Below are 25,458 nucleotides of genomic sequence, written 5' to 3'. Positions count from 1 at the left end.
GACCACCTTCCCGCGCGAACGAGGGAAGGTCCCAGGAAGCACCCATGCGTCATTCCAAATGGCTGGCCGCGGCGCTGACGATCGGCGTCGGCGCGACGGCCCTGACCGCCTGCCACCCCGCCCAGACCGATCAGCCGGACCGCCATGAGCGGCGCATCGGCCGTCGCGAGCCGATGCGCGTCATCGATCGCCTGGACTGCCCCGACCGCCAGGGCCAGCTGACACGCGTCAGCGTCGCCGAGGACGGCCAGTCCTGCGGCTACGAGTCGGCCGAGGCCACGGTGAACCTGCGCCTGGTCCGCCTGAACGGCGGCGACGCCGAGGCGGCGCTGGCGCCGATCGAGGGCGAGCTGAAGACGATCATGCCCCCCCCGCCGGCCACGCCGAAGCCGCCGGAAAAGACGGGCAAAACCGGCAAGAACAAGACGAGCATCCACCTGCCGGGGATCAATATCGACGCCAATGACGACAGCGCCGACATCCGCATCGGCCACCTGACCATCAACAGCGACGGCGGCGCCGCCGAGGTGAAGGTCAACAAGAACGTCAACGTCAAGACCGAAGGCGGGGTCAACGTCTCGGCCGAAGACGAGCACGACGGCGACGTGACCATCAAGGCCGACGACCACGGCGCCGAAATCCGCGCCAAGAAGGGCGGCGACGCCGTGCGCTCGACCCTGATCCTGGCCAACGACAAGGCCCCCAAGGGCTATCGCCTGGCGGGCTACGAGGCGCGCGGCCCCAAGGGCGGCCCGCTGGCCGTCGCCGTCGTCGAGGCCAAGACCCGCAACACCGACGACCACGACATCTTCCGGGACATGAAGGCCCTGGTCCGCCACAACGTGGGCGGCTGAGGGCCCGCGCCGGTCCTACTGGACCGGCACGACCTCCATCACCTTGTAGGTCAGCGGACGACCATCCTCATCGGTGACGGTGACGTATTCGCCCAGGGCGAAGCGGTGCTCGCCCAGGCGGTGCAGCGGCTCGTCGTCGGTGCTGTCCTCGTCGTCATAGTCGAAGAACCAGCGGGTCCCGCGCCTGTTCAGGCGGCCATCCACGGCGTCCTCGTCCGGCGCGAAGCGGCGCACGCTGCACTCGCCCTTCACCTTGGCGTATTCGCCCTCGTCGATATGGCCGTCCTCGGTCAGAGGCGCGGTCAGAGCGTAGCCACGATGGTCGTCGCCGCCGGCGAACTCGGTGCCGGGATTGCGCGCGAGGCGCATGACGATACGGGACAGGGACATTCGCCAGTCTCCCCTTCTCTCTTGATTTGAATTGTCAGTGCGACAGGAACAGCGAGGGCCCGTCGCTGTTGAGCAGCGTGCGGGTGGTCCCCCCGAAGATGAACTCCTGCAGCCTGGGATGACCGAACGCGCCGGCGACCAGGAGGTTCGCCCCCGTGTCCTTCGCCGCCCCCAGCAGCAGGCTCGCGGCGTCGTTGCCGCCCTCGAGAACCTTCACCGCGGCCTTGACGCCGCGGGCGGACAGGAATTCCACCAGCCGCTCCAGCTCGAAGGCCCGCGACGAGGCGGCGGGCGCCCCGGCCACGATCACCGAGCTGGCCTTCTGCAGCAGCGGCAGGGCCGTGCGCATGGCGCGGCTGGCTTCCTTGCCGCCGTCCCAGGCCACCAGGGCCACGCCGTCGACCTTAAAGCCGGGACGCGCCACCAAGGTCGGGCGCTGCTCGTCGGCGACCAGTTGCTGGAACGCCTCCGCCAACGGCCCCTTGCCGCGCGCCGAGGCGTCGTCGAACACGATGACGTCCGACAGGCGCCCTTCCATGGCCAGACCCGCCCAGACGGGCGAGTCCAGGCTGATGACCCGCGTGCGCGGATAGGCGGTGTCGGCCGCCAGCTTGCCGCAGGCCTTGGCGCCTTCCTGCGCGGCTTCCTTGAGGCTTTCCAGCGCGGTGACCTGCACGCCGCCCATGAACCCTTCGCCCATCCAGGGCATCAGGTCGGCCATGTCGGCGGGAGCATGGACACAGGCCAGCTCGGCCTGGAATGCTCCGGCCAAAGCCGCGGCGGAGGTGATGACGCCCTTGTCGTTCGGGGTTCCGGCCAGCGGAACCATGATTCTCGCCCAACTCATGATCGAACTCCCTTCAAGGGCATTTCCACAGATGACGGCGACCGCCACATTGATCTTTCTCAACCGATGCGCCAGTCAACCACCTTCACCGTAAGGAACGATCTCGTGGCCAAAGGGCTGCATAGGGGCGCACCGCCCCGCGCGTGGCAAAGAATGCTCTCCGGACGTCGGCTCGACCTGCTCGATCCGTCGCCGATGGACATCGAGATCGAGGACATCGCCCACGGCCTTGCCCGCGTCGCGCGGTGGAACGGCCAGACGGTCGGCGACCACGGCTTCTCGGTGGCCCAGCACAGCCTGGTGGTCGAGGAGATCGCCGCGCACATCAAGCCGGACCTGGAGCCGCGCTGGCGCCTGGCCGCCCTCCTCCACGACGCCAGCGAATACGTGATCGGCGACATGATCAGCCCGTTCAAGGCGGCGCTGGGGGTGAGCTACAAGGATTTCGAGGCTAGGCTGGAGGACGCCATCCACATCCGCTTCGGCCTGCCCGTGAAGACCCCCGCCCCGATCAAGAAACTGATCAAGCAGGCCGACCGCGCCTGCGCCTTCTTCGAGGCCACCCAGCTGGCGGGTTTCGAGCACGCCGAGTCCCTGTCGATCTTCGGCGCGCCGCCGGTCGGCTACGACCTGCGCATCATTCCGCAGCCGCCCTTCGAGGCCCAGGCCCGCTACGTCCAGCGGTTCCATGTGCTGTCGAAGGCCGCCGGCTTCGAGTCCGCGCCCAGCGCGGCGTTCGAGACCGAATGAGCATCTCGGTCGTCATCGGCCTTTCGGCGGTGGTCGTCGCGATCCGCGACGGCGAGGCCGTCGTCCTGACCGTGCGACCGCACGACGCCGTCACCGACATCGCCTCGCCGCTCTCGGGCCTGCCGTTCGGCCCGTTCGATCCCGAAGCGCACCGCACCTTCGAGCTGGGCCTTCGCGCCTTCGTGACCGCCCAGACCCGGTTCCAGCTGGGCTATGTCGAGCAGCTCTACACCTTCGGCGACAAGGGCCGCGACGCGCCGCGCGCCGAGGTCGGGGCCGGCGCGGCGCGCGTCGTCTCGGTCGGCTATCTGGGCCTGACGCCCAAGGCCGTCGACACCGACGCGCCCGACACCGCCTGGGCGCCCTGGACGCGGTTCTTCCCCTGGGAGGACTGGCGTCTGGGTCGCCCCACCCTGCTGGACGAGGCCATCGCCCCGGCGCTGAAACGCTGGTCCGGCGACGACGCCGCCAAGTGGTCGCGCGCCCGCCTGGCCTTCGCCCTGGACGGCGCGCCGTGGAACGAGGAACGGGTGCTGGAGCGCTACGAGCTGCTCTACGAGGCCGGCCTGGCCCCTGAGGCCGCACGCGACCGCGATCGCGCCGACGGCCACGATCCGGCCGAGCCCGAGGCCCTGTCGGCCGCGCTGGGCGAACCGATGATCTCGGACCACCGTCGGATCCTGGCCACGGGCCTCTCGCGCCTGCGCGGTAAGATCAAGTACCGCCCGGTGGTGTTCGAGCTGACGCCCGAGGAGTTCACCCTCTCGACCCTGCAGCGCACGGTCGAGGCCATCGCCGGCGTCCAGCTGCACAAGCAGAACTTCCGCCGCGTGGTCGAGCGCGAGGAACTGGTCGAGGGGCTGGGACGCCTGGACGCCGAGACCGGCGGCCGCCCGGCCGAGCTGTTTCGCTTCCGCCGCGACATGGTCGCCACGCGCCAGGCCACGGGCCTGTCGCTGCCGCTTTTGCGGGACTGACTCTACTCGCCGGCCAGGGTGCGGGCGAAGAACGGCAGCATGGCCGTGTAGACCCGACCGGTCTCGCCCCAGGTACGGTCGCCCCAGCCGCCGACATATTCCTCGGCCTCGTGCGGCACGCCCAGTTCGGTCAGCAGACGCGAGAAGGCCTGGGCGGAAATCACGTGGTCGGGATTGGGATCGTTGCGGCCCCAGTCGAACTTCAACCCGCGCAGGCTCTTGAGCGCATCGGCGTGGCGCAGAACCTGATGGTCGAGCGCGAAGCTGTCGATCAGTCGCGCTGTCGCGCGGGCGTCGACCACGACGTTGCCGTCAACCTTGCGCGCCGGCAGGTCGACATAGAGCGGCGGCTTGTCCGGATTGGGCAGGTGAGCCTGGTAGATGGCCGTGAAGAGCTGTGAAAAGCCGTCGCCCTTGAGGTCGCCCAGCGACTTGGCGCTTTGCAGGAGCTCGAGGTTTGGCCGTGACCACATCGGCTGCATCCCGACGCCCGCGCCAACTGGGTGCAGGGCGTAGACGGCGCCGAACACGTCGGCGTGGCGCATGCCCATGGCCAGGGCGCCGTGGCCGCCCATCCGGTCGCCGGCCAGACCTCGGCTCTCGCGCCGGGCCAGGGTGCGGAAGGTTCGGTCCGTCCAGCCCACCAGTTCGACGGCCAGGAAGTCGTCCCAGCGGCCGGTGACGGGCGAGCTGGCGTAGATCGAGCTTCCCAGCGGCGTGCTGAAGTCGGCCGTCACGACGATGACCGGCGGGATCGCCTTGGCCGCGATCGCCTGGTCCAGCAGCCGCCCGAAACCGTCGCGGTCGAACACGGCCTTCTCGTCGTCAAACACATTGTGCAGGAAGTAGATGACCGGATAGCGCCGGCCCGACGTGGCGTAGCCGTCCGGCAGGTAGGCCCGCGCGCGCCGCTGGCCGTCGAGGCCGATCTTGTTTCCGTCGAAGGCCCTGGAGGCGATGGTGAAATCGCGGATCTGGCTCTGTGCCCGAGCGCCGGGCGCGAGGGCGAGCACGACCATGGCCGCGACGAGCAGACCGATGAACCGCAGCATCTGGGGCTCTCCGTGTGAGCTTCGGGGAGGACGCCACTCAACCCAGGATCAGCTCGCCACAGTGAGGCTTTATTGCGGCGAGATCCCCTCACCCGCCTCGGTCCGCGCCCGCCACTTGGCCTTCAGCGTGCGGGACGTGTCGCGCGAGCCGTCGGGACTCCAGCCCGGCGGGCCGAAGACGTAGCCCAGGACCTCGCGCGGCGACTTCGAACCGGCCACGTCCTTGCCGATGCCGATCCACTCGTGGAAGACGTTGTACAGCAGGTTGAAGTTGCCCAGGTTCTTCACCGTACCGTAGCGGCAAGGCTCTTCGTCGACCTCGGGGATGAAGGTGCCGAACATGCGGTCCCAGATGATCAGGATCCCGGCGTAGTTGGCGTCCAGGTAGCGGGCGTTGCGGGCGTGGTGCACGCGGTGATGCGAGGGTGTGTTGAACACCGCCTCGAACCAGCGGGGCATGCGCTTGATCGCCTCGGTGTGGATCCAGAACTGGTAGACGAGGCTGACCCCCTTCTGGATCGCGACCATGGCCGGCGGGAAACCCAGGAACGACAGCGGCAGCCACAGCAGCCAGGTCCCGGCCACGCCGCCCGTCCAGGTCTGCCGCAGGGCGGTGGTCAGGTTGTAGTGAGTCGAGGTGTGGTGGTTGACGTGGCTGGCCCACCAGATCCGCCGCTCGTGGGCCAGGCGGTGGAACCAGTAGTAGGTCAGGTCCTCCAGCAGGAACAGCACGACCCAGGCCCAGACGGCCGTCATCGGGATCGTGAAGATGCGGTGATGCCAGACCCAGACCGTGGCGGCGAAGATCACGCCGCCGAGCAGCAGGCCGGCCACGTTGCTGCCCAGGCCCATGCTCAGCGACATGGCCGCGTCGCGGGCCTCGTAGTTCGCGCGGGCCTTGCCGAAGCGGCCCAAGAGGATCTCCAGGACGATCGCCACCACGAAGAACGGGATGGCCAACTGGACGGGATCGAACGCGGCTTTCAGCATCAGGCGAGCTCTTTCGGCGGCCAGACGTCGTCATTGACGGCCAGGACGGGACGGGCGTCGGCCAGGCGCAGGATCAGTCGGCCATTGGTGGGCTTCAGCGCCGCGACGGCGGCCCATGGCAGGTCGCGGGCCACATAGCCGTCGCCACGCCGGTACAGCACCAGGGCCAGGGCGTCCGCGCGGGCGATGACCCCGGCGCCGTCGGCGGCGATCCAGACGGCGCCTGGCCGGTGATCGGGAAATTCCTGGGCCAGCAGCGCCCTGGCCGCCTCGGCGTCCAGCGGCGGGGTCGCCCGCGTCACGCCCAGCCACGCCGCCAAGGCCACGAGCAGGACGACGGCCGCGACGGAGCCGCCCAGTTGAATCAATAGCGCCTTGTCCAAACCCGACGCGTCTCCCCCGTAACTTATTGCCGTTCAGATTGCCGAGCCGACGGCGAGCGTCAAGCGCCCATGAAAAACGGCGCGCCCCGCGAGAGGCGCGCCGTCGTTCAGGTCGGTGGGGCCGCGCCTAGAAGTGGCGGACGTAGCCCACCGACACCGTGTTCGAGCTCAGATCGCTCTTGGTGTACTCGGACTTGGTCCAGTCGGCGCGGATGCCGTTCTTGCCGTCCAGCTTGTATTCGGCGCCGACGCCGTAATTCCAGCTTTCGCGGCTGCCGTCGAACTGGGTGGCGGCCGGATTGTTCGTCGAGAACTTGGTCGTGCCGTAGCCGGCCCGGGCCAGCAGGTCCAGGTTCGGGGTCACCGGCAGGTAGCCGACGGCGTAGGCGGCCGCCTGGTGCTCGGCCTTCACCTTGGCCGAACCGGCCGACGTATAGGTCGTGTCGCTGTCGACGCCGCCGGCCACCTCGGCCTCGACGCCAAAATTAGGCGTAAACTTGGCGCCCACGCGCCCTTGAATAGCGCCGGTGTCCGCGCCCTTCGTCCGAGTTTGGCCATAGTTCACCGAGCCATAGACATCCGTCGAATTCTGAGCCTGAGCGAACATCGGAGTCGCGAGAACCGAACCAGCGACCAGGGTAGTGGCGATGAGAGTCTTCATTGTTGTACTCCAATTCTACTCGTAGTCTTCAGCTCCCTCAGCCAGCCTAGGGCTAGGCGGATAACGCGGCGGCCATGCGGCGGTTCACGGCCGCGTTTAAGGTCATTGCGTGTCGTGGCTGAAAAGCCACGGGGATGACGGGGGCGTCTTCCATGCTATCTACGGGCTCAAACAAGCGTCAGAACGCGGGCCCGCCCCCATCGAGGAAGAGGTCCGCGCGTATCATCGGGACCGCCGTCTTGCCGCAAGCCGTCATCGCCGCCACGGGGCTGTTCACCCCACCCCACAGCATTTCCAACGCCGAGCTGGTCGAAGCCTTCAACACCTTCGTCGAGCGGTTCAACGCCGCCAACGCGCAGGCCATCGCGGCCGGCGAGGTCGTCGCCCTGGCCCCCTCCTCGCCTGAATTCATCGAGAAAGCGTCCGGCATCAAGTCGCGCTTCGTGATGAACAAGGACGGCATCATCGATCCCGACCTGATGCGCCCGGTCATCCCCGAGCGCTCCAACGACGAACTGTCGATCCTGGCCGAGATGGCGGTCGAGGCGGCCAAGCGGGCGATCGCACGCTGGGGCAAGCCCGTCTCCGAGATCGGCGCGGTGATCTGCGCGGCCTCGAACATGCAGCGCCCCTACCCGGCCATGGCCATCGAGATTCAGCAGGCCCTTGGGATCGAGGGCTTCGCCTTCGACATGAACGTGGCGTGCTCATCGGCCACCTTCGGCATCAAGACCGCCGCCGACTTCGTCACGACCGGCAGCGCCAAGGCCGTGCTGATGGTCAATCCCGAGATCTGCTCGGGCCATCTGAACTTCAAGGACCGTGACAGCCACTTCATCTTCGGCGACGTGGCCACGGCCGTGATCGTCGAGGCCGCCGATCAGGCGACCGACGGCTGGGAAATCCTGGGCACGCGCCTGAAGACCCAGTTCTCGAACAACATCCGCAACAATTTCGGCTTCCTGAACCGCGCCGCGCCCGAGGGTATCGGCGCCAAGGACAAGCTGTTCGTCCAGGAGGGCCGCAAGGTGTTCCGCGAAGTGGTGCCGATGGTCAGCGAGATGATCGTCGAGCACGCCAGCGACCTGGGCATCGACCCGACGACGCTGAAGCGTCTCTGGCTGCACCAGGCCAACATCAACATGAACGAGATGATCGGCCGCAAGGTGCTGGGTCGCGATCCCGCCCCGGGCGAGAACGTCATCATTCTGGACGAGTACGCCAACACCAGCTCGGCCGGCTCGATCATCGCCTTCCACACCGCCAACGACGACTTCGCGGCGGGCGAGACGGGCCTGATCTGCAGCTTCGGCGCCGGCTATTCGGCCGGCACGGTGTTCGTCCGCAAGCGGTAGCCAGTTCGGGCTGGCGAACGGCGCGCCGGCGTATAGAACTGGGCCGGATTGTTTCGTCCCAAGGTCGTTCCGATGCGATTCCCCGCCCGCCGCGCCGTCCTGTCCGGTCTTGGCCTCGCCCTGGTCGCCGCCTGCGCCCCCAAGCCCAAGGCTGGCGCCACCGGCTGGGAGCGGATCAAGGCGTCCGGGACGCTGCGCGTCGGCCTGGAGGGCACCTATCCGCCGTTCAACTTCCAGGACAAGGACGGCCAGCTGGCCGGCTTCGAGGTCGACTTCGCCAAGGCCCTGGCCGCGCAGCTGGGCGTGAAGGTCGCCTTCAGCCCCGCGCCGTTCGCCGGCCTGCTGGGCGCGCTGGAATCCGGCCGCGTCGACGTCGTGATCAACCAGATCACCATCACGCCCGACCGCCAGGCCAAGTACGACTTCTCCGAGCCCTACACGGTCTCGGGCATCCAGATCATCAAGCTGAAGGACAGGCCCGGTCTGGAAAAGCCCGAGGATCTGGTCGGCAAGAAGGTCGGCGTGGGCCTGGGCACCAACTACGAGCAGTGGGTCCGCGCCAACGTGGCCAAGGCCGATGTCCGCACCTATGACGACGATCCGACCAAGTACCAGGACCTGCGCGCCGGCCGCATCGACGTGGTGCTGAACGACCGCCTGGTCGCCGCCGACTTCGTCAAGACCTCGCCGGAATTCGTCGCCTCGGGGCCGCCGTTCGCCGCCCAGGGCGCGGGCGTGGCCATGAAGAAGGATCCGGGCCTCAAGGTGGTGATCGACCAGGCCATCAACGCCCTGCGCGCGAGCGGCAAACTGACGGCGATCTCCCAGCAGTGGTTCGGCGCGGACGTCACCCGCTAGACCCATGGAGACCGGTCTCGACCTGCTGCGCCAGTCCGCGCCCCTGCTGCTGAAAGGCGCCGGCTATACGGTGCTGCTCAGCGTCATCGGCATGGGCGTGGGCGTCTTGCTGGGCTTCGGCCTGGCCCTGATGCGGCTGGCGCGCACCCCGCTGCTACGCTGGCCGGCGGCGGTCTATGTCTCGGCCTTCCGGGGCACGCCGCTGCTGGTGCAGTTGTTCCTGATCTATTATGGCCTGCCGCAGTTCGGGCTGGAGATGCCGCCGCTGGTCGCCGCCGGCATCGGCTTCTCGCTGAACATCGCCGCCTACGCCTGCGAGATCCTGCGCAGCGCCATCGCCGCCGTCGACAAGGGCCAGTGGGAAGCCGCCAGCGTACTGGGCATGAGCCGGGGCCAGACCCTGCGCCGGGTGATCCTGCCCCAGGCCGCCCGCACCGCCGTGGCCCCGCTGTCCAACAGCTTCATCGGCCTGGTCAAGGACACCTCCCTGGCGGCCACCATCCAGGTGCCCGAACTGTTCCGTCAGGCCCAGCTGATCACCGCCCGCACCTACGAGATCTTCACGATGTACCTGGCCGCGGCGGCCATCTACTGGATCGTCTCCACGGTCCTGGCGGCCGTGCAGGGTCGTCTCGAGCGCCGCGCCGCGGAGGGCCGGCGATGAGCGCCATTGACGCCAAGGGCCTGAGGAAGAGCTTCGGCGACACGCCCGTGCTGGCGGGCGTCGACCTGACCGTCGTCCCCGGCGAGGTCGTGGCCGTGATCGGCCCCAGCGGCTCGGGCAAGAGCACCCTGCTGCGCTGCCTGGCGGGCCTGGAGCCGTTGAACGGCGGCGAGCTGACCATCGCGGGCGTCGCCAACGGCGGCAAGGTCCCGCTGGCCAGGGCCCTGAACGGCCAGGTCGGCTTCGTCTTCCAGAACTTCAACCTCTTCCCGCACCGCACGGCGCTGGAGAACGTGATCGAGGGCCCGATCGTGGTCCGCAAGGCCGATCCGGGCGAGGCGCGCGCCAAGGGAATCGCCCTGCTGGAGAAGGTCGGTCTGGGCGGTCGCGCCGATGCCTATCCAGCCGCGCTGTCCGGCGGCCAGCAGCAGCGCTGCGCCATCGCCCGCGCCCTGGCCATGGACCCCGAGGTCATCCTGTTCGACGAGCCGACCTCGGCGCTGGACCCTGAATTGGTGGGCGAAGTGCTGGCCGTGATCCGCGACCTGGCGGCCGAGAAGCGGACCATGGTGATCGTCACCCACCAGATGGATTTCGCGCGAGATGTCGCCGACCGAACGATTTTCATGGACGGCGGCGTGATCGTGGAGCAAGGACCGTCCCGCCAGCTGCTCGCATCTCCCCGCGAGGAGCGGACCCGTCGGTTCCTGGCCAGGTCTGGCGTCCTGCAGTAGTCTCTCGGTAGCCATAATTTGGCCCACGGGACGCTTCACGTCGTGGTATCGCGTCAGGCGAATGCGTAGGCGGCCTCGCTGCTCAGACGCACTCTAAATAATTGAATCCAAAAGCCCTACGCCGGGTGGCTTTTATTGGCGAGGACAGCGTGAAGCCTTACATCGAACTCAAGGGCGCCTCGGGCGCCGTGTACCGCTACAAGCTGGCCGAGAACGGTGATCCCAACACCACGATCGCCGGGAACTACGTGTACGTCGACTCCAAGGGGGCCGTCGTCTACGCGGGCGAGGCCAACAACCTGATCGACTCCAAGGCCCGCTGGTCCGAGGCCTATGCCCGGCATGGCGCGACCTGGCTCTACACGCGCCTGAACGTCTCGGGTGCGTCGCGCGCCGACGAATATTCCGACATCGTCATAGCCCTTCAGCCGATCATGAATCAGGGCGACTGATCGGCCCCTAGAGCTCTGTCTGGTTTAGATGAGGTCATCTAAACCAGACAGACTCCAGCCTTTACATTTAGAGCGCGTTCGAGCGGTTTAACCGCTCACACTTAAACCTAACGCGCTCGAGGGGTCTGCCTCCGGGCGCGGGACCGGTTATGGTCCGGTCAGATGCGCCCGGAGATTCTCTTCCCCCTGTTCACCTCGGTGTCCACGCTCAAGGGCGTGGGCCCACGTGTCGCGCCCCTGGTCGAAAAGCTGGCCGGGCCGATCACCCGCGACGTGCTGTTCACAGCGCCGACCGGCCTGATCCGGCGGAGCGTGACGACGGTGGACCAGGCCGTCGAGGACCAGGTCCAGACCTTCATCGTCACCATCGACGCCCATTTCCCGTCGCAACGCCCCAGCCAGCCCTGGAAGATACGCGCCTGGGACGGGACGGGTTTCCTGACCCTGATCTGGTTCAAGGGCCATGGCCCTCACCTTGAGCGTCAACACCCCAAGGGCGCCCGACGCGCGGTCAGCGGGAAGGTCGAGCGGCCGGACAAGTACGCCTCCGAACTCCAGATCGCCCACCCGGACTATATCGTCGACGAGGAACGCGCCGGAGACATTCCCGAGGTCGAGACGGTCTATCCGGCCATGCACGGCCTGCCCTCGCGCACCTTCCGCAAGTTCGCCCTCGAAGCCCTGGCGCGCGCGCCCGAATTGCCCGAGTGGCAGGACGCCGCCTGGCGCGAACGCGAGAAGCTGCCGGGCTGGCGCGAGGCCCTGACGGTCCTGCACGCCCCGGCCAGCGAGGCCGACCTGTCGCCCCTGGCCCGGCCGCGCCGGCGCCTGGCCTATGACGAGCTCCTGGCCCACCAGTTGGCCCTGGCCCAGCGCAAGGCCTCGCGCCGCGCGACGCCCGGCCCGCGCATCCCGTCCGGCGACCTGTCGGACGCGGCCGAGAAGGCTCTGCCCTTCAAGCTAACCGGCGCCCAGATCCGCAGCCTTTCGGAAATTCGCGGCGACCTGGCCTCGGGCGAGCGGATGAGTCGGCTGCTGCAGGGTGACGTGGGCTCGGGCAAGACGGTGGTGGCCATGCTGGCCATGGCCGACGCCGCCGAAGCTGGCTTCCAGTCGGCCCTGATGGCCCCGACCGAAATCCTGGCCCGCCAGCATTTCGAGACCATCGCCGCGCCGCTGCGGGCGCTGGGCCTGTCGGCGGTGCTGCTGACCGGCCGCGACAAGGGCGCCGGTCGCTCGGCCAAGCTCGCGGGGCTGGCGGACGGGACCCACCACGTCGCCGTCGGCACCCACGCCCTGTTCCAGGACGATGTCGCCTTCAAGCGTCTGGCCCTGACCATTATCGACGAACAACACCGCTTCGGCGTCAACGAGCGTCGGCGCCTGCAGGACAAGGGCCCCTCGGGCGAGGATTGGGGCGTCCACCTGCTGGCCATGTCGGCGACGCCGATCCCGCGCACCCTGGAGCTCACCGTCTTCGGCGACCTCGACGTCTCGCGCATCGACGAGAAGCCGCCGGGCCGCACGCCGGTCGCCACCCGCGCCGCGCCGACCCCGCGCGTGCCCGAGATCGTCGAGCGCCTGCGCGGCGCCATCGCCGGCGGCGCCCAGGCCTTCTGGATCTGCCCACTGGTCGCCGAGTCCGACAAGGTCGACCTGCGCGCCGCCGAGGACCGCGCCGCCGACCTCGCCCGCCACCTGCCAGGCGTCGGGCTGGTCCATGGCCAGATGCCGGCCGCCGACAAGGACGCGGTCATGCAGCGCTTCGTCGACGGCGAGGTCAGCGTGCTGGTCGCCACCACGGTGGTCGAGGTCGGGGTCAACGTCCCCAACGCCAGCATCATGGTCATCGAGCACGCCGACCGCTTCGGCCTGGCCCAGCTGCACCAGCTGCGCGGCCGCGTCGGCCGGGGCGAGCGGGAAAGTTCGTGCGTGCTGCTCTACGACCCGCCGCTGTCCGAGGTGGCCCAGAAGCGCCTCGACATCCTGCGCCGCAGCGACGACGGCTTCGAGATCGCCGAGAAGGATCTGGAGCTGCGCGGCGGCGGCGACCCGCTGGGCCTCAAGCAGAGCGGCTTTCCGGCCTATCGCCTGGCTGACCCGGTAGCGCACCGCGACCTGATCGCCGTCGCCGCCGACGACGCCCGCCTGATCCTGGCCCGCGACCCCGAGCTGACCTCGCCGCGCGGCCAGGCCCTGCGGATGCTGCAGGAGCTGTTCGACTGGAAACCAGCCTCGCCGCTGAACGAGGCGGGCTAAGGCCTCAGTGCGCCGCCGCGCCCTTGCGGTGATGCCAGAGGTGCATCAGGCCCGCCAGGACGCCGCCGATGACCAGGCCGACCACGGCCGAGCCGAGCGCAAAGGCCAGCCAGCCGGTGATGGCGCCGACGCCAGGGACCAGGCTGGCCCAGTGCGAGAAGCCTTCGACCCAGTGCGGGATCGGCGTCAGGTGGAACTTCTCCAGACCGTGGACGATGATGCCGCCGCCCACCCACAACATGGCGGCCGTGCCGATCACGGTCAGGGCCTCCATGGTCACCGGCATGGCCTTGACCAGGCCACGGCCGAAGGCCTGGGCTCCTTTGCCCTGGCGACGCGAGAGATGCAGGCCGATGTCGTCCATCTTCACGATCAGCGCCACCGCACCATAGACGGCGATGGTCAGCAGCACGCCGACCGCGGCCAGCGCTCCGGCCTGCATCGCCAGGCCCAGGTGGGCCACTTCGGCCAGGGCGATGGCCATGATCTCGCCGGACAGGATCAGGTCGGTGCGGATCGCGCCGTCGACCTTCTGCTTCTCGAGGGCCGGCCCGCTGAGCGCCAGTTCCTCAATCGCCTCGCCCTCGGCCTGCGGCGTGAAGGCCTCCATGACCTTCTCGGTGGCCTCGAAAGCGAGATAGGCGCCGCCGACCATCAGGATCGGCGTCACGGCCCACGGCGCGAACGCGGATAGCACCAGGGCGCCGGGCAGCAAGAACAGCAGCTTGTTGCGCAGCGACCCCAGGGCGATCTTCCAGACGATCGGCAGCTCGCGGTCCGGCGTGAAGCCCATGGCGTAGCCGGGCGTAACCGCCGCGTCGTCGACCACCACGCCCACCGCCTTGGTGCCGGCCTTGCCGGCGGCGGCGCCCACGTCGTCCAGCGAGGCGGCGGCGAGCTTGGTGATGGCCGCGACGTCGTCGAGCAGCGCGGCGAGACCGGAGGGCATGGGCGATCCTGAAAAGAGTTGAGCCTCGTGCCTAAGGCGCTGCGGCCTCGCCGTAAAGATGCGGGGCTCTTGCGTGACGCCGGGTCAAGACTGGAAGCTTCTTCCATGGACGTCGCCGCCGCCCTTGACCACCTCGCCCCGCGCCTGTCGCCGACCGCGACGCGCGCGATCAACGCCCGCCGGCTGTCGGGGGGCGCCAGCCTGGAAACCTGGGCCTTCGACCTGGACGACGGGACGCCGCTGATCCTGCGTCGCCGCCCCGAGGGCGCGGCCATGCGCGAGACCGCCCTGGCCCTGGCCGCCGAGGCCGCCCTGATCCGCGCGGCCGACGCCGCTGGCGCGCCGACGCCCAGCGTGGTCCAGGTCTGCGCGCCCGAGGACGGCCTGGGCGAAGCCTATGTCATGCGTCGCCTGGAGGGCGAGACCCTGGGCCGCCGGATCGTCCGCGATGAGGCCTTCGCCGCCGTCCGGCTGGGCCTGGCGCGCCGCTGCGGCCAGGTGCTGGCCCGGATCCACGCCGTCCCCACCGAGGGACTACCGCCGCTGGCGACCTCGGACGCGCGCGGCGAGCTGGCGCGTTACGAGGCCATCTATCGCGAACTGGGCGCGCGGCGGCCGATCCTGGAGGCGGCCTTCCGTTGGCTGGAGGCCATCGCCCCGCCGCCGCCCGAACGGCCGGTTCTGGTCCACGGCGACTTTCGTAACGGCAACCTGATGATCCATCCGACCGGCGGTCTGGTCGGGGTGCTGGATTGGGAGCTGGCCCACCTGGGCGACCCCGCCGAGGACCTGGGCTGGATCTGCGTCAATTCCTGGCGTTTCGGCGCATGGAAGAAGCCCGTCGGCGGCTTTGGCGACTACGATGACCTGCTGGACGGCCACGGCGGCGGAATCACGCTGGACCGCGTCCGGTTCTGGCAGGCCCTGGGCTCGCTGAAGTGGGGCGTCATGTGCCTGATGATGTATCAAAGCTTCGTGACGGGCGCGGACCGCTCGATCGAGCGCGCCATGATCGGCCGTCGGACCAGCGAGACCGAGATCGACCTGGTGGCCCTGATGGAGGCCGCATGATCAGCCATCCCACGGCCGCCGAGCTCTCCGAGGCCGTCGCCGCCTTCGACGCCGAACCGGCCGTCCCCGGCGACGCCCGCCAGGCTTTCCTGGCCCGGGTGGCCGACAACGCCCGCGCGACCCTGGCCCGCGAGGCCGAATACGGCGCGCGGCTGGAGGCCGAGGCGGTCGCGCGGCTGACGGCGCTGCTGGGTCAGACGGGCGACTTCGCCACGCTGAACGCCGGGCTGTGCGAGGCGCTGAAGACCGGCGCGATCGATCCGCTGGAGCCCGCCTTGCTGGCCCACCTGCGCGCCACGGCGATCGGCCAGATCGCCATCGACCAGCCGACCTATGGCGGCCTGGCGGCCCTACTGGATGGCGGGGGGCGTAGCGGCTAGCGGCCGACCTGTCATCGCCGCGACCCGCGCCAGGGCGTCGGCCTCCAGGTCGGCGTAGAACAGGTTGTAGGCGTCGACCTTGCGCCGGTCGGCCCAGGACCCGCTGTCGCGCAGCGCACTGGACTTGGGCTTGCTGGTGCGCAGCACGCCGTTCTCGCACCGCGCGGCCACCTGGCGCTGCAGGAAGGCCGGCCGGGCGCCCCAGTCCAGCCCCGTGGCGTTGGTCGCCCCCAGGTTCAGCCGCGCCGGGGCCCGCTCGGGCGAGACGGCGCCGAGCAGCGGATTGAAGCACAGCGGCGTGCGGCCCTCGAGATTGACCAGCTGGTCCGAGCGGTCCCAGACGAGCGACCGGCCGATAAGCTCCTGCACCCGCTGGAAATCGCCTTCCGGCGCCGAGATCCAGGCGGCCACGCAGCCGGTCTCGGCCTTGCGCTCGCAGGCCGGCAAGGGCGCGTCGGGCGCGTATTCGTCGGCGGGCGCGGCGGTCTCGATCAGATAGGCGGCCACCAGGCGGCGCTTCAGCTCCGGCTTGGTGGCGATCTCCTCGCGCAGCAGGCGCGCGGCCAGCGAACCGCCCTGCTCGACCCCGACGATGACGAACGGCCGGTCCTGGCCATAGCGGACCAGATAGGCCCGGAAGGCCTGCAGCACGTCGCCATAGGCGAAGCGCCGCGCCTCGCGGGCGTCGTCGCGCAGGGTCAGATAGGTGTAGAGGCTGGCCTGGCGGTAGCGCGGCGCGAACACCCGTCCGACCCGGTCGAACGGCCCGGCGTAGTTCGGGATCACCACCCGCGACAGGAAGCGCTGGGCCTTGGGCTGGTCGATCCCGCCGTTCCAGTCGCGGCCGCCGTCGAAGGTGGTCGGGTGGACGAAGAACACGTCGACCGGCCGGTCGGCCGGCGCGGTCCGCTCGGCGTTACGGGGCAGCAGCGCCCACGAGGCGGCCTGGCCGTAGTCCGGCGCGGGCGGCGGGTGATAGGTGAGGAACGGGACCTTGGGGTCCAGGGCGTTGCTGAGGATGTCGTAGCGCCACACGAAGGCCGGCGCGAGGATCAGCGCCAGCAACAGCACCGCCCCGGCGAAGATCCAACGCTTAAAGCCTTTGAACTGACCGCCCATGAAACCTGGGTACACCAAGCCCCGCCAGGCTTTAAGCCCCTTTCCTACGCCCCTTCCTGGCCGATGATCGCCACCGAGCAGACATTGCTGGCCGGGGCGCCGCCCAGATTGTGGGTCATGCCGAAAACGGGATTGGAAAGCTGGCGCTCGCCGGCTCGCCCCTGGAGCTGCAGGTACATCTCGTACAACATCCGCAGGCCCGAGGCGCCGATCGGATGGCCGAAGCATTTCAAGCCGCCGTCGATCTGGCACGGCACCCCGCCGTCGGCGTCGTAGAAGCCGTCCAGCACGTCGCGCCAGCCCTGGCCCTCGGGCGAGATGAACAGGTCCTCCATCGTCACCAGCTCGGTGATCGAGAAGCAGTCGTGCACCTCCATCATCGAAATCTGCTCGCGCGGCCGCTCGATGCCGGCTTCCTTGTAGGCCTTGCCGGCGGCGACGCGGGCGGTGTGGAAGTGGCTGCCGTCCCAGCCGTTGTACTGGCTCTCGTAGCCGTTCGAGACCGACAGCTGCAGCGCCTTCACGGTGACAAGGTCGTGCTTGCCCAGGCTCCGGGCGATCTCGGGCGTGGTGACGATGGCCGCCGCCGCGCCGTCGGACACGCCGCAACAGTCGAACAGGCCCAGCGGCTCGGCGATCATCGGCGCGTTCAGGGCCTGCTCGGCGGTGATCGGCTTCCGGAGGTGGGCCTTGGGGTTCTTGGCGCCGTTGGCGTGGCTCTTGACCGAGACGTGGGCGATGGCGCGCTTGAGGTCGTCCTTGGAGACGCCATGCTTGGCGCGATAGGCGCTGGCCAGCTGGGCGAAGTTGCCCGGCGCCGAGCCGTTCGGCATGACCTGCGGATTGAGCGTGCCGGGATTGGCGACCGGCAGGCCGCCATAACCGGTGTCCTTCAGCTTCTCCACGCCGACCGCCAAGGCGATGTCGGCCGCCCCCGCCGCCACGGCGTAGACCGCGCCCCGGAAGGCCTCCGAGCCCGAGGCGCAGAAATTCTCGACCCGGGTGACGGCGATGTTGGGCAGACGAAGCGCGATCGACAGCGGCGTGCCGCCCTTGCCCGAGCCGATCTCGTCGATGTGGGTCGAGAACCAGGCCGCGTCCAGCTGGGTCGGCTCGACCCCGGCGTCCTGCATGGCCTCCAGATAGGCCTCGACCATCAGGTCGTCGGGGCCGGCGTCCCAGCGCTCGCCGAACTTCGAACACCCCATCCCGAGGATGGCGACCTTGTCGCGGATACCCTGAGGCATGATCGGTCTCCCTATTCGGCGGCTTGAGCGGTTTGAGAGGCGATGGCCGCGCGATCCGGCGCGGCCTTCCAGAAGTAGCGGACGAAGCCGCGCTTCTCGTCGACCTCCTTGATGCGGAACACCATCCGCACCGGCAGGCCGGTCTCGACATCGCCCGGCGCGACGTCGGTGATGTCCATCATGATCCGCCCGCCGCCCTCGAAGACGATCATGCCGTAGTGGTTTGGCGGGGCCATCGAGAAGGTCAGGTAGTCGGCCGAATAGCTCAGCACCAAAGCCTTGCGCTCGGCGAAGCGGTACGGCTCCTGGGTGTCGACGGCGGGATTGTTCGGCGCGACCGAGATGCGGGTGCGCGGGAACTGGACGACGCCGGTCTCGCGGCAGCGGCCGCCGACCAGGCCCAGGATCATGTCCTCGTTGCGATACAGGGTCGTCAGGGCCGTCTTGTTGTCCTTCTCGGCCCGCATGCCCTTGTCCCATTCGACCAGGCCGTTGAAGGTCAGGAACTTCAGGTAGTTGGTCTCTTCCTGGCGATCGGCCAACGAGCCGGTGACGCCGCGCGCCGGGCCGTGGCCGGCTCCCGTGGCGCGGAACACCAGCGCCTCGGCGCCCTGACCGAACTGGGCGACCAGGATGACTTCGTCCTTCTTGGCGTCTTCCAAGGCATGCGCGAACATGATCGGTCCGTGCGCGCAGCCGGCCTCGCCCATCACGGCGGCGAGGTTATCGCGAACGGCCTCGGGCCGGATCCCGACCGCCTTGGCCAGGGTCGCGGCCATGCCGGCGAAGGTCGACGGGAAGCAGAAATGATCGATGTCGGAAGGGCTTAGGCCAGCAATTTCCAGCGCTTTCCTGATCGCTGGCGGGACCAGCTTGACGACACCTTCGTCGCGGATCCAGCGCTCCTCCCAGTAGTAGTCGAAGCCGCCGTCGTCGCCCCGGAAGTGGTCGACGAAGTCGTCGGTGACGGAGCCCCGCCCCAGAAGTTCCGCCGCGCCGGGATCGTCGGTGACCACGAACGCCGCCGCGCCGTCGCCAAAGTCCAGCTCCTGGGCCGAGACCGCGCGGGCCTTCCGGTGCTCGCCGACGGCGACCAGCGCGGTCCCGCCAGCGGCCAGGGCCTGGCCCAGCGCCGTCAGGCCGCAGCGCTGCGAGCCGGTGACATCGCTAGCGGCGATCGACTTCTCCAGGGTCAAGGCCGCCGAGACGATCCCCGCGTTTAGCCGGTCGGCGAACGGCGCGGTCGTCGAGGCGAAGTAGAGGCTGTCGATATGAGAACGATCATCGTCGGGACCCAGGGCGTCGCGGGCCGCCTCGACCGCCATGGTCAGGGCGTCCTCGTCCCAGTTGGCCATCGACCGCTCGCCCTTGCCCTTGGCCTTCAGGTTCGGGGCGACCCAGGCGTTGGCCTCGGTCACCGCCTTGCGGCTCAGACGAAGACGCGGCGCATAGGCGCCCCAGGCGGCGATGCCGGCCATGACCAACTCCCTGACGTCGAGGTTCGCGCCTCGATCTCGAAGGTCAGCCTACGCCGGCGACAGCGCCTCGCAACCGTGCCCTGACGTCAGCGGAAGGGATCGGCGGCCCAGGATCAGCGGTAAGGGTCGTCCGTGTTGAGGTACCCGGCCACGTAGTCGGCCACGCCGTCCTCCAGGGCGGTCATCGGCGCGTTGTAGCCCGCGGCCCGCAGGCGGCTCATGTCGGCCTGGGTGTAGTACTGGTACTTGCCGCGCAGCACTTCGGGCATGTCGATATAGGTGATGTCGGGCGTGCGGCCGGCGGCCTCGAAGGTCGCCACGGCCAGGTCGCGGAACGAACGCGCGTGGCCCGAGCCCAGGTTGAAGACGCCGTTCACGGCCGGGCTCCTGGACAGCCAGGCGATGACGTCGACCGCGTCGCGGACATAGACGAAGTCGCGCAGCTGGCCGCCATCCTCGTAGTCCGGGTGGTGCGACTTGAAGAGCTTGACGCCCTCGCCGGCCGCGACGCGCGGCCAGATCTGGGCGACGACCGACTTCATGCCGCCTTTGTGGTCCTCGTTGGGACCATAGACGTTGAAGAACTTCAGGCCCGCCCACTGGGCCGGGGCGCGACCGCGATGGGCCTCGCGCACGGCATAGATGTCGAACAGGGCCTTGGACCAGCCGTAGGCGTTCAGCGGTCGCAGGGCCTGCAGCGAGGCCAGGTCGTCCTTGCCCTCGAAACCGAGGCTTCCGTCGCCATAGGTCGCCGCCGACGAGGCGTAGATCAGGCGCTTGCCGTGCTCCACGCACCAGTCCCAGAGATTCCGCGACAGCACGAAGTTGGACTGCACGATCTTGTCGGCGTCGGCTTCCGTGGTCGAGGACACCGCGCCCATGTGGATGATCAGCTCGACCTCGGCGCCGCGCCTGGCCAGCCAATCGAAGAGCTGCTCGGGCGCGACGAAGTCGGCGATCGGGTGCTTGGCGATGTTGCGCCACTTGCCGGCGGCCGCGTCGCCCAGACGATCGCAGACCACGACGTCCAGGGCCGGATCCTCGCAGAGGCGGGCGACGACGTTCGAGCCGATGAAGCCCGCGCCGCCGGTGACGAGAACGATGCGACGGCTCATGCCTTACGCCGCCTTGGTCAGGGCGTCGTAGCGCAGCAGGTTGGCGACCAGGGCCTCGAACTGGCTCATCGGCACCATGTTGGGACCGTCCGACGGGGCGTTGTCGGGATCCGGATGGGTCTCGATGAACACGCAGGCCACGCCGACGGCCACGGCCGCGCGGGCCAGGGTCGGGACGAACTCGCGCTGGCCGCCAGAGGACGTGCCCTGCCCGCCCGGCTGCTGGACGCTGTGGGTCGCGTCGAACACCACCGGGCAGCCGATCTCCTTCATGATCGGCAGGGACCGCATGTCGCTGACCAGGGTGTTGTAGCCGAACGAGGCGCCGCGCTCGCAGGCCATGACGTTCGGGTTGCCCGCGCCGGTCACCTTGGCGACCACGTTCTTCATGTCCCACGGGGCCAGGAACTGGCCCTTCTTGATGTTGATCGCCCGGCCGGTGTTGGCGGCGGCGACCAGCAGGTCGGTCTGGCGGCACAGGAAGGCGGGGATCTGGATGACGTCGACGGCCTCGGCCACGATCGGGCAGTGGCTAGTCTCGTGCACGTCGGTCAGGGTCGGCAGGCCGGTGACCTCGCGGATTTCCTGGAAGATCGGCAGGCTGTCGTGAAGGCCGATGCCGCGCTGGGCGTTGGCCGAGGTGCGGTTGGCCTTGTCGTACGAGGTCTTGTAGATCAGGCCGATCCCGAGATGGTCGGCCATCTCCTTCAGCGCGTGCGCCGTCTCCAGCGCGTGCTGACGGCTTTCCATCTGGCAGGGGCCAGCGATGATCGACAGCTTCTCGCCATTGCCGATGCGGACGGGCGCGCCGGTCGGCGTCTTGATCTCGACGACGGCGTTCGGGGAGACGGCTTGCGGCTGATCCAAGGCGAGTATTCCGGCGTATTAGGACTTCGGGCGCCCAAGAGGTGACCCTTCGGGCAGGACGGTGCAAGTGCGGAAGAACAGTGACGACAGTGGGGCCATCATCGTCTGGTTCCGCAACGACCTGCGCATAGCCGACAATCCCGCCCTGCGCCATGCCGCCGACAGCGGCCGCCCCGTGATCTGCCTCTACGTCCTCGACGAGACGCCTGGCCTGCGCCCGAGGGGCGCGGCCTCGCTGTGGTGGCTGGACAAGTCGCTGAAGAGCCTGGGTGAAAGCCTTGAGAAGCTTGGCAATAGGCTGGTGCTGCGCAAGGGCGTCGCCGCCGAGGTGCTGGACGACGTCATCCGCCACGCCGGCGCGACCGGCGTGCTGTGGAACCGGCTCTACGACAAGGCCAGCATCGACCGCGACACCGCGATCAAGACCCGCCTGAAGGACGCCGGCGTCGATGGCCAGAGCTTCAACGCCGGCCTGCTGAACGAGCCCTGGACCGTCAAGAACGGGGCGGGTCAGCCCTACAAGGTCTTCACGCCCTACTGGCGCGCGGCGCGCGAGCACCTGAGCCACGTCACCGTGGATCCCGCGCCCAAGGCGTTGAAAGCGCCGGAGCATTTCCCCCGCGCTGAAAGCCTCGAAACCTGGGGCCTGCATCCGAGCAAGCCCGACTGGTCCAAGGGGTTCGGCCTCTGGACGCCCGGCGAGGCCGGGGCGTTGGCGCAGCTGGACGCTTTCCTGTCGGGGCCGGTCGATGGCTATGGCGAGAAGCGGGATCTGCCGGGCGTCGAGGCCACGTCCTGCCTGTCGCCGCACCTGCATTTCGGCGAGATCGGCCCGCGCCAGGTCTGGCTGGCCGCCCGCAACGCCGCCGAGCACGGCGACGCCCCCGCCGCCGAGGTCGAGAAATTCCTGTCCGAGATCGGCTGGCGCGAATTCAACCACGCCATCCTGTTCCATTGGCCGGACCTGCCGACCCGCAACTTCAAGCCCGAGTTCGACGCCTTTCCATGGGTGAAGAACCACGCCGCCTTCGAGGCCTGGACGAAGGGCGAGACCGGCTACCCCATCGTCGACGCCGGCATGCGCGAGCTATGGGCCACCGGCTTCATGCACAACCGCGTGCGGATGATCGTCGCCTCGTTCCTGATCAAGCACCTGCTGGTCGACTGGCGCGAGGGCGAGGCCTGGTTCTGGGACACCCTGGTCGACGCCGACCTGCCCAACAATGTCGGCAACTGGCAGTGGGTGGCCGGCAGCGGCGCCGACGCCTCGCCCTATTTCCGGATCTTCAATCCCATCGCCCAGGGCGAGAAGTTCGACCCGAGGGGCGCCTATGTCCGGCGCTGGATTCCGGAGCTGGCCAGCGTTCCCGACGACGTTATCCACAAGCCGTGGACCTGGGCCTTGCATCTGCCGGCCGCCGCCAAACGTCTCTATGGAAGACCGATCGTGGACCACGCTCAAGCGCGCGAAAAGGCGATGGAGGCTTACCGCAGCCTCTAGCTGAGCCGGGGCTTTACGAAACGGTGGTTAACAGCGTTAATAAACGCGTCACCGGATGCGAGGCCTCGCCTTGGATACTGCGCTCTGGAACGATCCCGACCTGAAGGCCGCGCCGACGGCCTTCCGCGCCGCTCTTCGCGTGGTGGCGACCAACTGGGACACGGGTTCGGTCACCTGGATCCTGCCAACCGGCAAGACCCTGAGGGTCACGGGCGACCAGCCCGGACCGGACGCGATCGTTCGGATCAACGACTACAACTTCATCCGCCGCGCCTTCTCGGCCGGGACCATCGGCTTCGCCGAGGGCTTCATGGCCGGCGAATGGGAGACGCCGGACCTGTCGGCCGTGCTGGAGGCCTTCTCGCTGAACTTCGACCGGCTGTCGGCGCTGCTGTCGGGCAATCCGGTGATGCGCGCGGTCAACGTCCTCTACCACCTGCTGCACGGCAACAGCCGGGCCGGCTCCAAGCGCAACATCCACGCCCACTACGACCTGGGCAACGGCTTCTATTCGCGCTGGCTGGACCCCAGCATGACCTACTCGTCGGCCCTGTACGAGCGGCCCAACCAGCCCCTGCCCGAGGCGCAAGCCGCCAAGTACGCGGCCCTGGCGCGGACCATCGATCTGACGCCGGGCAAGCACGTGCTGGAGATCGGCTGCGGCTGGGGCGGCTTCGCCGAGTTCGCGGCCAAGGAGGTCGGGGCCAGGGTCACCGGCATCACCATCTCCCAGGCCCAGTACGATTTCGCCCGCAAGCGCCTGTTCGAACAGGGCCTTTCGGAAAAGGCGGACATCCAGCTGATCGACTATCGGGACGTCCAGGGCCAGTATGACGCTGTCGCCTCCATCGAGATGTTCGAGGCGGTGGGCGAGGCCTACTGGCCGGCCTATTTCGACAAGATCCGCGAGACCCTGAGGCCCGGCGGCCGCGCGGGCCTGCAGATCATCACCATCCGCGACGAGCTGTTCTCGAAGTACCGCGGCCGCACCGACTTCATCCAGCGCTACATCTTCCCAGGCGGCATGTTGCCCAGCGAGGCGCGCCTGAAGGAAGAGACCGAGCGCGCGGGCCTGGAATGGAGCGATCTCAAGCGCTTCGGCCAGAACTATGCCGACACCCTGGCCGAATGGGGTCGCCGCTTCGAGGCCGCCTGGAGCGACATCCGCAAGGACGGCTTCGACGAGCGCTTCCGGCGGCTGTGGCGGTTCTATCTCAGCTATTGCGAGGCCGGCTTCCGCACCGAGCGGACGAACGTGATCCAGCTGGGCCTGAGCCGGAGCTAGGCGCCGAATACCAAGCCAATCGGCTCTGTATCGAAACGCCAGACCTGTGGATAGCCCGCCAAACCTATGGCCGGGCTCAGGCTTTGTCGGCCGGGCTCATCCGCGTTCAGGAAAATTGGGGTTGCGCTGGCGGGGCGCGGCACGATCTACCAGCGATCCAAGACGTCCCTCGAAGGCCCATCATGACCGCCCTGCCCAGCGTTCTCCCCACCGTCCTGGACGCGATCGGAAACACCCCGCTGATCCGCCTCCAGCGCGCCAGCGAGGCCACGGGCTGCGAGATCCTGGGCAAGGCCGAGTTCATGAACCCCGGCCAGTCGGTCAAGGACCGCGCCGCGCTGGGCATCATCCGCGACGCCGAGGCCAAGGGCCTGCTGAAGCCCGGCGGCCGCATCGTCGAGGGCACGGCCGGCAACACCGGCATCGGCCTGGCCATGGTCGCCTCGGCGCTGGGCTACAAGACGACGATCGTCATCCCGCGCACCCAGAGCCAGGAGAAGAAGGACGCCATCCGCCTGCTGGGCGCCGAGCTGGTCGAGGTGGACGCCGCCCCCTACTCCAACCCCGACAATTATGTCCGTTATTCCGGGCGGTTGGCCGAGGAACTCGCCAAGACCGAGCCCAATGGCGCGATCTGGGCCAACCAGTTCGACAACGTCGCCAACCGCGAGGCCCACTATCGCACCACCGGCCCGGAGATCTTCGCGCAGACTGGCGGCGCGGTCGACGGCTTCATCTGCGCGGTGGGCTCTGGCGGCACGCTGGCCGGCGTCGCCGCGGCGCTGCGCGAGCGCAAGCCCGGCGTGAAGATTGGCCTGGCCGACCCCTACGGCGCCTCGCTCTTCAGCTGGTACAAGGACGGCGAGCTGAAGGCCGAGGGGACCTCGATCAGCGAGGGCATCGGCCAGGGCCGCGTCACCGCCAATCTGGAGGATCTGGCCGTCGACTTCCCGTTCCGCGTCACCGACGAGGAGATGCTGCACGTCATCTACGACCTCGTTCAATACGAGGGCCTGTGCCTGGGCGGCTCGTCGGGCATCAACATCGCCGGCGCGATCAAGCTGGCCAAGGAACTGGGCCCTGGCCACACCATCGTGACCATCCTGTGCGACCACGGCTCGCGCTATCAGTCCAAGCTGTTCAATCCCGAGTTCCTCGCGGAAAAGGGCCTGCCGACGCCGCCTTGGATCTAGGCCTGGATCACGCTTGCGATCGCGGCG

25 protein-coding genes and 1 pseudogene are annotated in these 25,458 nt (G+C 68.7%); 14 read left to right on the top strand and 12 right to left on the bottom strand.

Going from position 1 to position 25,458, the window contains the following annotated elements; genetic code table 11:
* Positions 1-44: 44 nt before the first annotated feature.
* Complete coding sequence (locus tag K8940_RS10785) at positions 45-854, top strand: hypothetical protein (RefSeq protein WP_223395412.1); 810 nt, start codon at positions 45-47, stop codon at positions 852-854.
* 15 nt (positions 855-869) lie between these two features.
* Here the strand turns inward: K8940_RS10785 and K8940_RS10780 are convergent, their stop codons facing one another.
* Together K8940_RS10780 and K8940_RS10775 are read right to left on the bottom strand one after the other, a co-directional pair.
* Complete coding sequence (locus tag K8940_RS10780; protein WP_223395410.1) at positions 870-1,244, bottom strand: hypothetical protein; 375 nt, start codon at positions 1,242-1,244, stop codon at positions 870-872.
* Positions 1,245-1,278: 34 nt separating this feature from the next.
* Positions 1,279-2,091 carry a universal stress protein gene (locus K8940_RS10775; RefSeq protein ID WP_223395408.1) on the bottom strand — a complete coding sequence of 271 codons (813 nt, stop codon included), beginning with the start codon at positions 2,089-2,091 and terminating at the stop codon, positions 1,279-1,281.
* 105 nt (positions 2,092-2,196) lie between these two features.
* On the opposite strand from K8940_RS10775, the gene K8940_RS10770 reads away from it, so the two are divergent.
* Both K8940_RS10770 and K8940_RS10765 read left to right on the top strand, forming a co-directional pair.
* Entirely contained in the window at positions 2,197-2,841 is a 645-nt protein-coding gene (locus K8940_RS10770; protein ID WP_223395407.1) for a YfbR-like 5'-deoxynucleotidase, read from the top strand.
* A pseudogene (locus K8940_RS10765) lies at positions 2,780-3,818 on the top strand (NUDIX hydrolase). The gene K8940_RS10770 and the pseudogene K8940_RS10765 overlap by 62 nt, the downstream one beginning before the upstream one ends.
* 2 nt (positions 3,819-3,820) lie before the next feature.
* Here K8940_RS10765 and K8940_RS10760 read toward each other — a convergent pair.
* The 4 genes from K8940_RS10760 to K8940_RS10745 all read right to left on the bottom strand — a co-directional run bounded on the left by K8940_RS10760 (position 3,821) and on the right by K8940_RS10745 (position 6,904).
* Complete coding sequence (locus K8940_RS10760; protein ID WP_223395406.1) at positions 3,821-4,870, bottom strand: alpha/beta hydrolase-fold protein; 1,050 nt, start codon at positions 4,868-4,870, stop codon at positions 3,821-3,823.
* Between the two features lie 69 nt (positions 4,871-4,939).
* Entirely contained in the window at positions 4,940-5,860 is a 921-nt protein-coding gene (locus tag K8940_RS10755; protein WP_223395405.1) for a sterol desaturase family protein, read from the bottom strand.
* A complete protein-coding gene (locus K8940_RS10750; RefSeq protein ID WP_223395404.1) occupies positions 5,860-6,243 on the bottom strand; it encodes a hypothetical protein in 384 nt (127 codons plus the stop codon). The genes K8940_RS10755 and K8940_RS10750 overlap by 1 nt, the downstream gene beginning before the upstream one ends.
* 127 nt (positions 6,244-6,370) lie before the next feature.
* Positions 6,371-6,904 carry a porin family protein gene (locus K8940_RS10745; RefSeq protein WP_223395403.1) on the bottom strand — a complete coding sequence of 178 codons (534 nt, stop codon included), beginning with the start codon at positions 6,902-6,904 and terminating at the stop codon, positions 6,371-6,373.
* Between the two features lie 239 nt (positions 6,905-7,143).
* Here K8940_RS10745 and K8940_RS10740 point away from each other — a divergent pair, with 239 nt between their 5' ends.
* The 6 genes from K8940_RS10740 (at position 7,144) to recG (ending at position 13,226) form a co-directional block, all read left to right on the top strand.
* Positions 7,144-8,259 (top strand): beta-ketoacyl-ACP synthase III, encoded by a 1,116-nt coding sequence (locus K8940_RS10740; protein ID WP_223395402.1) that lies wholly within the window; start codon positions 7,144-7,146, stop codon positions 8,257-8,259.
* A gap of 72 nt (positions 8,260-8,331) precedes the next feature.
* Positions 8,332-9,117 (top strand): cystine ABC transporter substrate-binding protein, encoded by a 786-nt coding sequence (gene tcyJ / locus K8940_RS10735; protein WP_223395401.1) that lies wholly within the window; start codon positions 8,332-8,334, stop codon positions 9,115-9,117.
* Between the two features lie 4 nt (positions 9,118-9,121).
* Complete coding sequence (tcyL, locus tag K8940_RS10730) at positions 9,122-9,781, top strand: cystine ABC transporter permease (RefSeq protein WP_223395399.1); 660 nt, start codon at positions 9,122-9,124, stop codon at positions 9,779-9,781.
* Positions 9,778-10,515, top strand: a complete 738-nt coding sequence (locus tag K8940_RS10725; protein WP_223395397.1) for an amino acid ABC transporter ATP-binding protein — start codon at positions 9,778-9,780, stop codon at positions 10,513-10,515. Before tcyL ends, K8940_RS10725 begins: the two co-directional genes overlap by 4 nt.
* A 149-nt stretch (positions 10,516-10,664) precedes the next feature.
* Positions 10,665-10,967, top strand: coding sequence for a hypothetical protein (locus K8940_RS10720; RefSeq protein ID WP_223395395.1), 303 nt, complete (start codon positions 10,665-10,667; stop codon positions 10,965-10,967).
* 162 nt (positions 10,968-11,129) lie between these two features.
* A complete protein-coding gene (gene recG, locus K8940_RS10715) occupies positions 11,130-13,226 on the top strand; it encodes an ATP-dependent DNA helicase RecG (RefSeq protein ID WP_223395392.1) in 2,097 nt (698 codons plus the stop codon).
* A 4-nt stretch (positions 13,227-13,230) separates the two neighbouring features.
* Here recG and K8940_RS10710 read toward each other — a convergent pair whose 3' ends face one another.
* On the bottom strand, positions 13,231-14,175 hold the full coding sequence (locus K8940_RS10710) for a DUF808 domain-containing protein (RefSeq protein ID WP_223395391.1): 945 nt from the start codon (positions 14,173-14,175) through the stop codon (positions 13,231-13,233).
* A gap of 105 nt (positions 14,176-14,280) precedes the next feature.
* On the opposite strand from K8940_RS10710, the gene K8940_RS10705 reads away from it, so the two are divergent.
* Together K8940_RS10705 and K8940_RS10700 are read left to right on the top strand one after the other, a co-directional pair.
* Positions 14,281-15,246 (top strand): phosphotransferase family protein, encoded by a 966-nt coding sequence (locus K8940_RS10705; protein WP_411675594.1) that lies wholly within the window; start codon positions 14,281-14,283, stop codon positions 15,244-15,246.
* Positions 15,243-15,626: a DUF6285 domain-containing protein gene (locus tag K8940_RS10700; protein WP_223395390.1), complete on the top strand. Its 384-nt coding sequence runs from the start codon at positions 15,243-15,245 to the stop codon at positions 15,624-15,626. Before K8940_RS10705 ends, K8940_RS10700 begins: the two co-directional genes overlap by 4 nt.
* On the opposite strand, the gene K8940_RS10695 is transcribed toward K8940_RS10700, so the two are convergent.
* The 5 genes from K8940_RS10695 to kdsA form a co-directional block, all read right to left on the bottom strand.
* A complete protein-coding gene (locus tag K8940_RS10695; protein WP_223395816.1) occupies positions 15,597-16,745 on the bottom strand; it encodes a DUF3089 domain-containing protein in 1,149 nt (382 codons plus the stop codon). The two genes, K8940_RS10700 and K8940_RS10695, sit on opposite strands and share 30 nt — an antisense overlap.
* Before the next feature lie 44 nt (positions 16,746-16,789).
* Positions 16,790-17,992, bottom strand: coding sequence for an acetyl-CoA acetyltransferase (locus K8940_RS10690; protein WP_223395389.1), 1,203 nt, complete (start codon positions 17,990-17,992; stop codon positions 16,790-16,792).
* Between the two features lie 11 nt (positions 17,993-18,003).
* On the bottom strand, positions 18,004-19,470 hold the full coding sequence (locus tag K8940_RS10685; protein WP_223395388.1) for an OB-fold domain-containing protein: 1,467 nt from the start codon (positions 19,468-19,470) through the stop codon (positions 18,004-18,006).
* 113 nt (positions 19,471-19,583) lie between these two features.
* Positions 19,584-20,585 carry an ADP-glyceromanno-heptose 6-epimerase gene (rfaD, locus tag K8940_RS10680; RefSeq protein ID WP_223395387.1) on the bottom strand — a complete coding sequence of 334 codons (1,002 nt, stop codon included), beginning with the start codon at positions 20,583-20,585 and terminating at the stop codon, positions 19,584-19,586.
* Positions 20,586-20,588: 3 nt separating this feature from the next.
* Positions 20,589-21,452, bottom strand: coding sequence for a 3-deoxy-8-phosphooctulonate synthase (gene kdsA, locus K8940_RS10675; protein ID WP_223395386.1), 864 nt, complete (start codon positions 21,450-21,452; stop codon positions 20,589-20,591).
* A 61-nt stretch (positions 21,453-21,513) separates the two neighbouring features.
* On the opposite strand from kdsA, the gene K8940_RS10670 reads away from it, so the two are divergent.
* From K8940_RS10670 to K8940_RS10660, 3 genes are all read left to right on the top strand, one after another.
* A complete protein-coding gene (locus K8940_RS10670; RefSeq protein WP_223395385.1) occupies positions 21,514-22,953 on the top strand; it encodes a cryptochrome/photolyase family protein in 1,440 nt (479 codons plus the stop codon).
* A 55-nt stretch (positions 22,954-23,008) separates the two neighbouring features.
* Entirely contained in the window at positions 23,009-24,238 is a 1,230-nt protein-coding gene (locus tag K8940_RS10665) for an SAM-dependent methyltransferase (protein ID WP_223395384.1), read from the top strand.
* A gap of 182 nt (positions 24,239-24,420) precedes the next feature.
* A complete protein-coding gene (locus K8940_RS10660; RefSeq protein WP_223395382.1) occupies positions 24,421-25,431 on the top strand; it encodes a cysteine synthase A in 1,011 nt (336 codons plus the stop codon).
* Positions 25,432-25,458: the final 27 nt, after the last annotated feature.

It is taken from the genome of Caulobacter segnis (genome assembly GCF_019931575.1).
In the GTDB taxonomy this organism is placed as follows: Bacteria; Pseudomonadota; Alphaproteobacteria; order Caulobacterales; family Caulobacteraceae; genus Caulobacter; species Caulobacter segnis_C.
This window is presented reverse-complemented; position numbering and strand designations above follow the sequence as displayed.

What these genes read in the sequence shown, in the direction of transcription:
- K8940_RS10785 (WP_223395412.1), top strand. Translation starts at nt 45, where the DNA reads ATGCGTCATTCCAAATGGCTGGCCGCGGCGCTGACGATCGGCGTCGGC.
- K8940_RS10780 (WP_223395410.1), bottom strand. Translation starts at nt 1,244, where the DNA reads ATGTCCCTGTCCCGTATCGTCATGCGCCTCGCGCGCAATCCCGGCACC.
- K8940_RS10775 (WP_223395408.1), bottom strand. Translation starts at nt 2,091, where the DNA reads ATGAGTTGGGCGAGAATCATGGTTCCGCTGGCCGGAACCCCGAACGAC.
- K8940_RS10760 (WP_223395406.1), bottom strand. Translation starts at nt 4,870, where the DNA reads ATGCTGCGGTTCATCGGTCTGCTCGTCGCGGCCATGGTCGTGCTCGCC.
- K8940_RS10755 (WP_223395405.1), bottom strand. Translation starts at nt 5,860, where the DNA reads ATGCTGAAAGCCGCGTTCGATCCCGTCCAGTTGGCCATCCCGTTCTTC.
- K8940_RS10745 (WP_223395403.1), bottom strand. Translation starts at nt 6,904, where the DNA reads ATGAAGACTCTCATCGCCACTACCCTGGTCGCTGGTTCGGTTCTCGCG.
- tcyJ (WP_223395401.1), top strand. Translation starts at nt 8,332, where the DNA reads ATGCGATTCCCCGCCCGCCGCGCCGTCCTGTCCGGTCTTGGCCTCGCC.
- tcyL (WP_223395399.1), top strand. Translation starts at nt 9,122, where the DNA reads ATGGAGACCGGTCTCGACCTGCTGCGCCAGTCCGCGCCCCTGCTGCTG.
- K8940_RS10725 (WP_223395397.1), top strand. Translation starts at nt 9,778, where the DNA reads ATGAGCGCCATTGACGCCAAGGGCCTGAGGAAGAGCTTCGGCGACACG.
- recG (WP_223395392.1), top strand. Translation starts at nt 11,130, where the DNA reads ATGCGCCCGGAGATTCTCTTCCCCCTGTTCACCTCGGTGTCCACGCTC.
- K8940_RS10710 (WP_223395391.1), bottom strand. Translation starts at nt 14,175, where the DNA reads ATGCCCTCCGGTCTCGCCGCGCTGCTCGACGACGTCGCGGCCATCACC.
- K8940_RS10705 (WP_411675594.1), top strand. Translation starts at nt 14,281, where the DNA reads ATGGACGTCGCCGCCGCCCTTGACCACCTCGCCCCGCGCCTGTCGCCG.
- K8940_RS10700 (WP_223395390.1), top strand. Translation starts at nt 15,243, where the DNA reads ATGATCAGCCATCCCACGGCCGCCGAGCTCTCCGAGGCCGTCGCCGCC.
- K8940_RS10695 (WP_223395816.1), bottom strand. Translation starts at nt 16,745, where the DNA reads ATGGGCGGTCAGTTCAAAGGCTTTAAGCGTTGGATCTTCGCCGGGGCG.
- K8940_RS10690 (WP_223395389.1), bottom strand. Translation starts at nt 17,992, where the DNA reads ATGCCTCAGGGTATCCGCGACAAGGTCGCCATCCTCGGGATGGGGTGT.
- K8940_RS10685 (WP_223395388.1), bottom strand. Translation starts at nt 19,470, where the DNA reads ATGGCCGGCATCGCCGCCTGGGGCGCCTATGCGCCGCGTCTTCGTCTG.
- rfaD (WP_223395387.1), bottom strand. Translation starts at nt 20,585, where the DNA reads ATGAGCCGTCGCATCGTTCTCGTCACCGGCGGCGCGGGCTTCATCGGC.
- K8940_RS10665 (WP_223395384.1), top strand. Translation starts at nt 23,009, where the DNA reads ATGCGAGGCCTCGCCTTGGATACTGCGCTCTGGAACGATCCCGACCTG.
- K8940_RS10660 (WP_223395382.1), top strand. Translation starts at nt 24,421, where the DNA reads ATGACCGCCCTGCCCAGCGTTCTCCCCACCGTCCTGGACGCGATCGGA.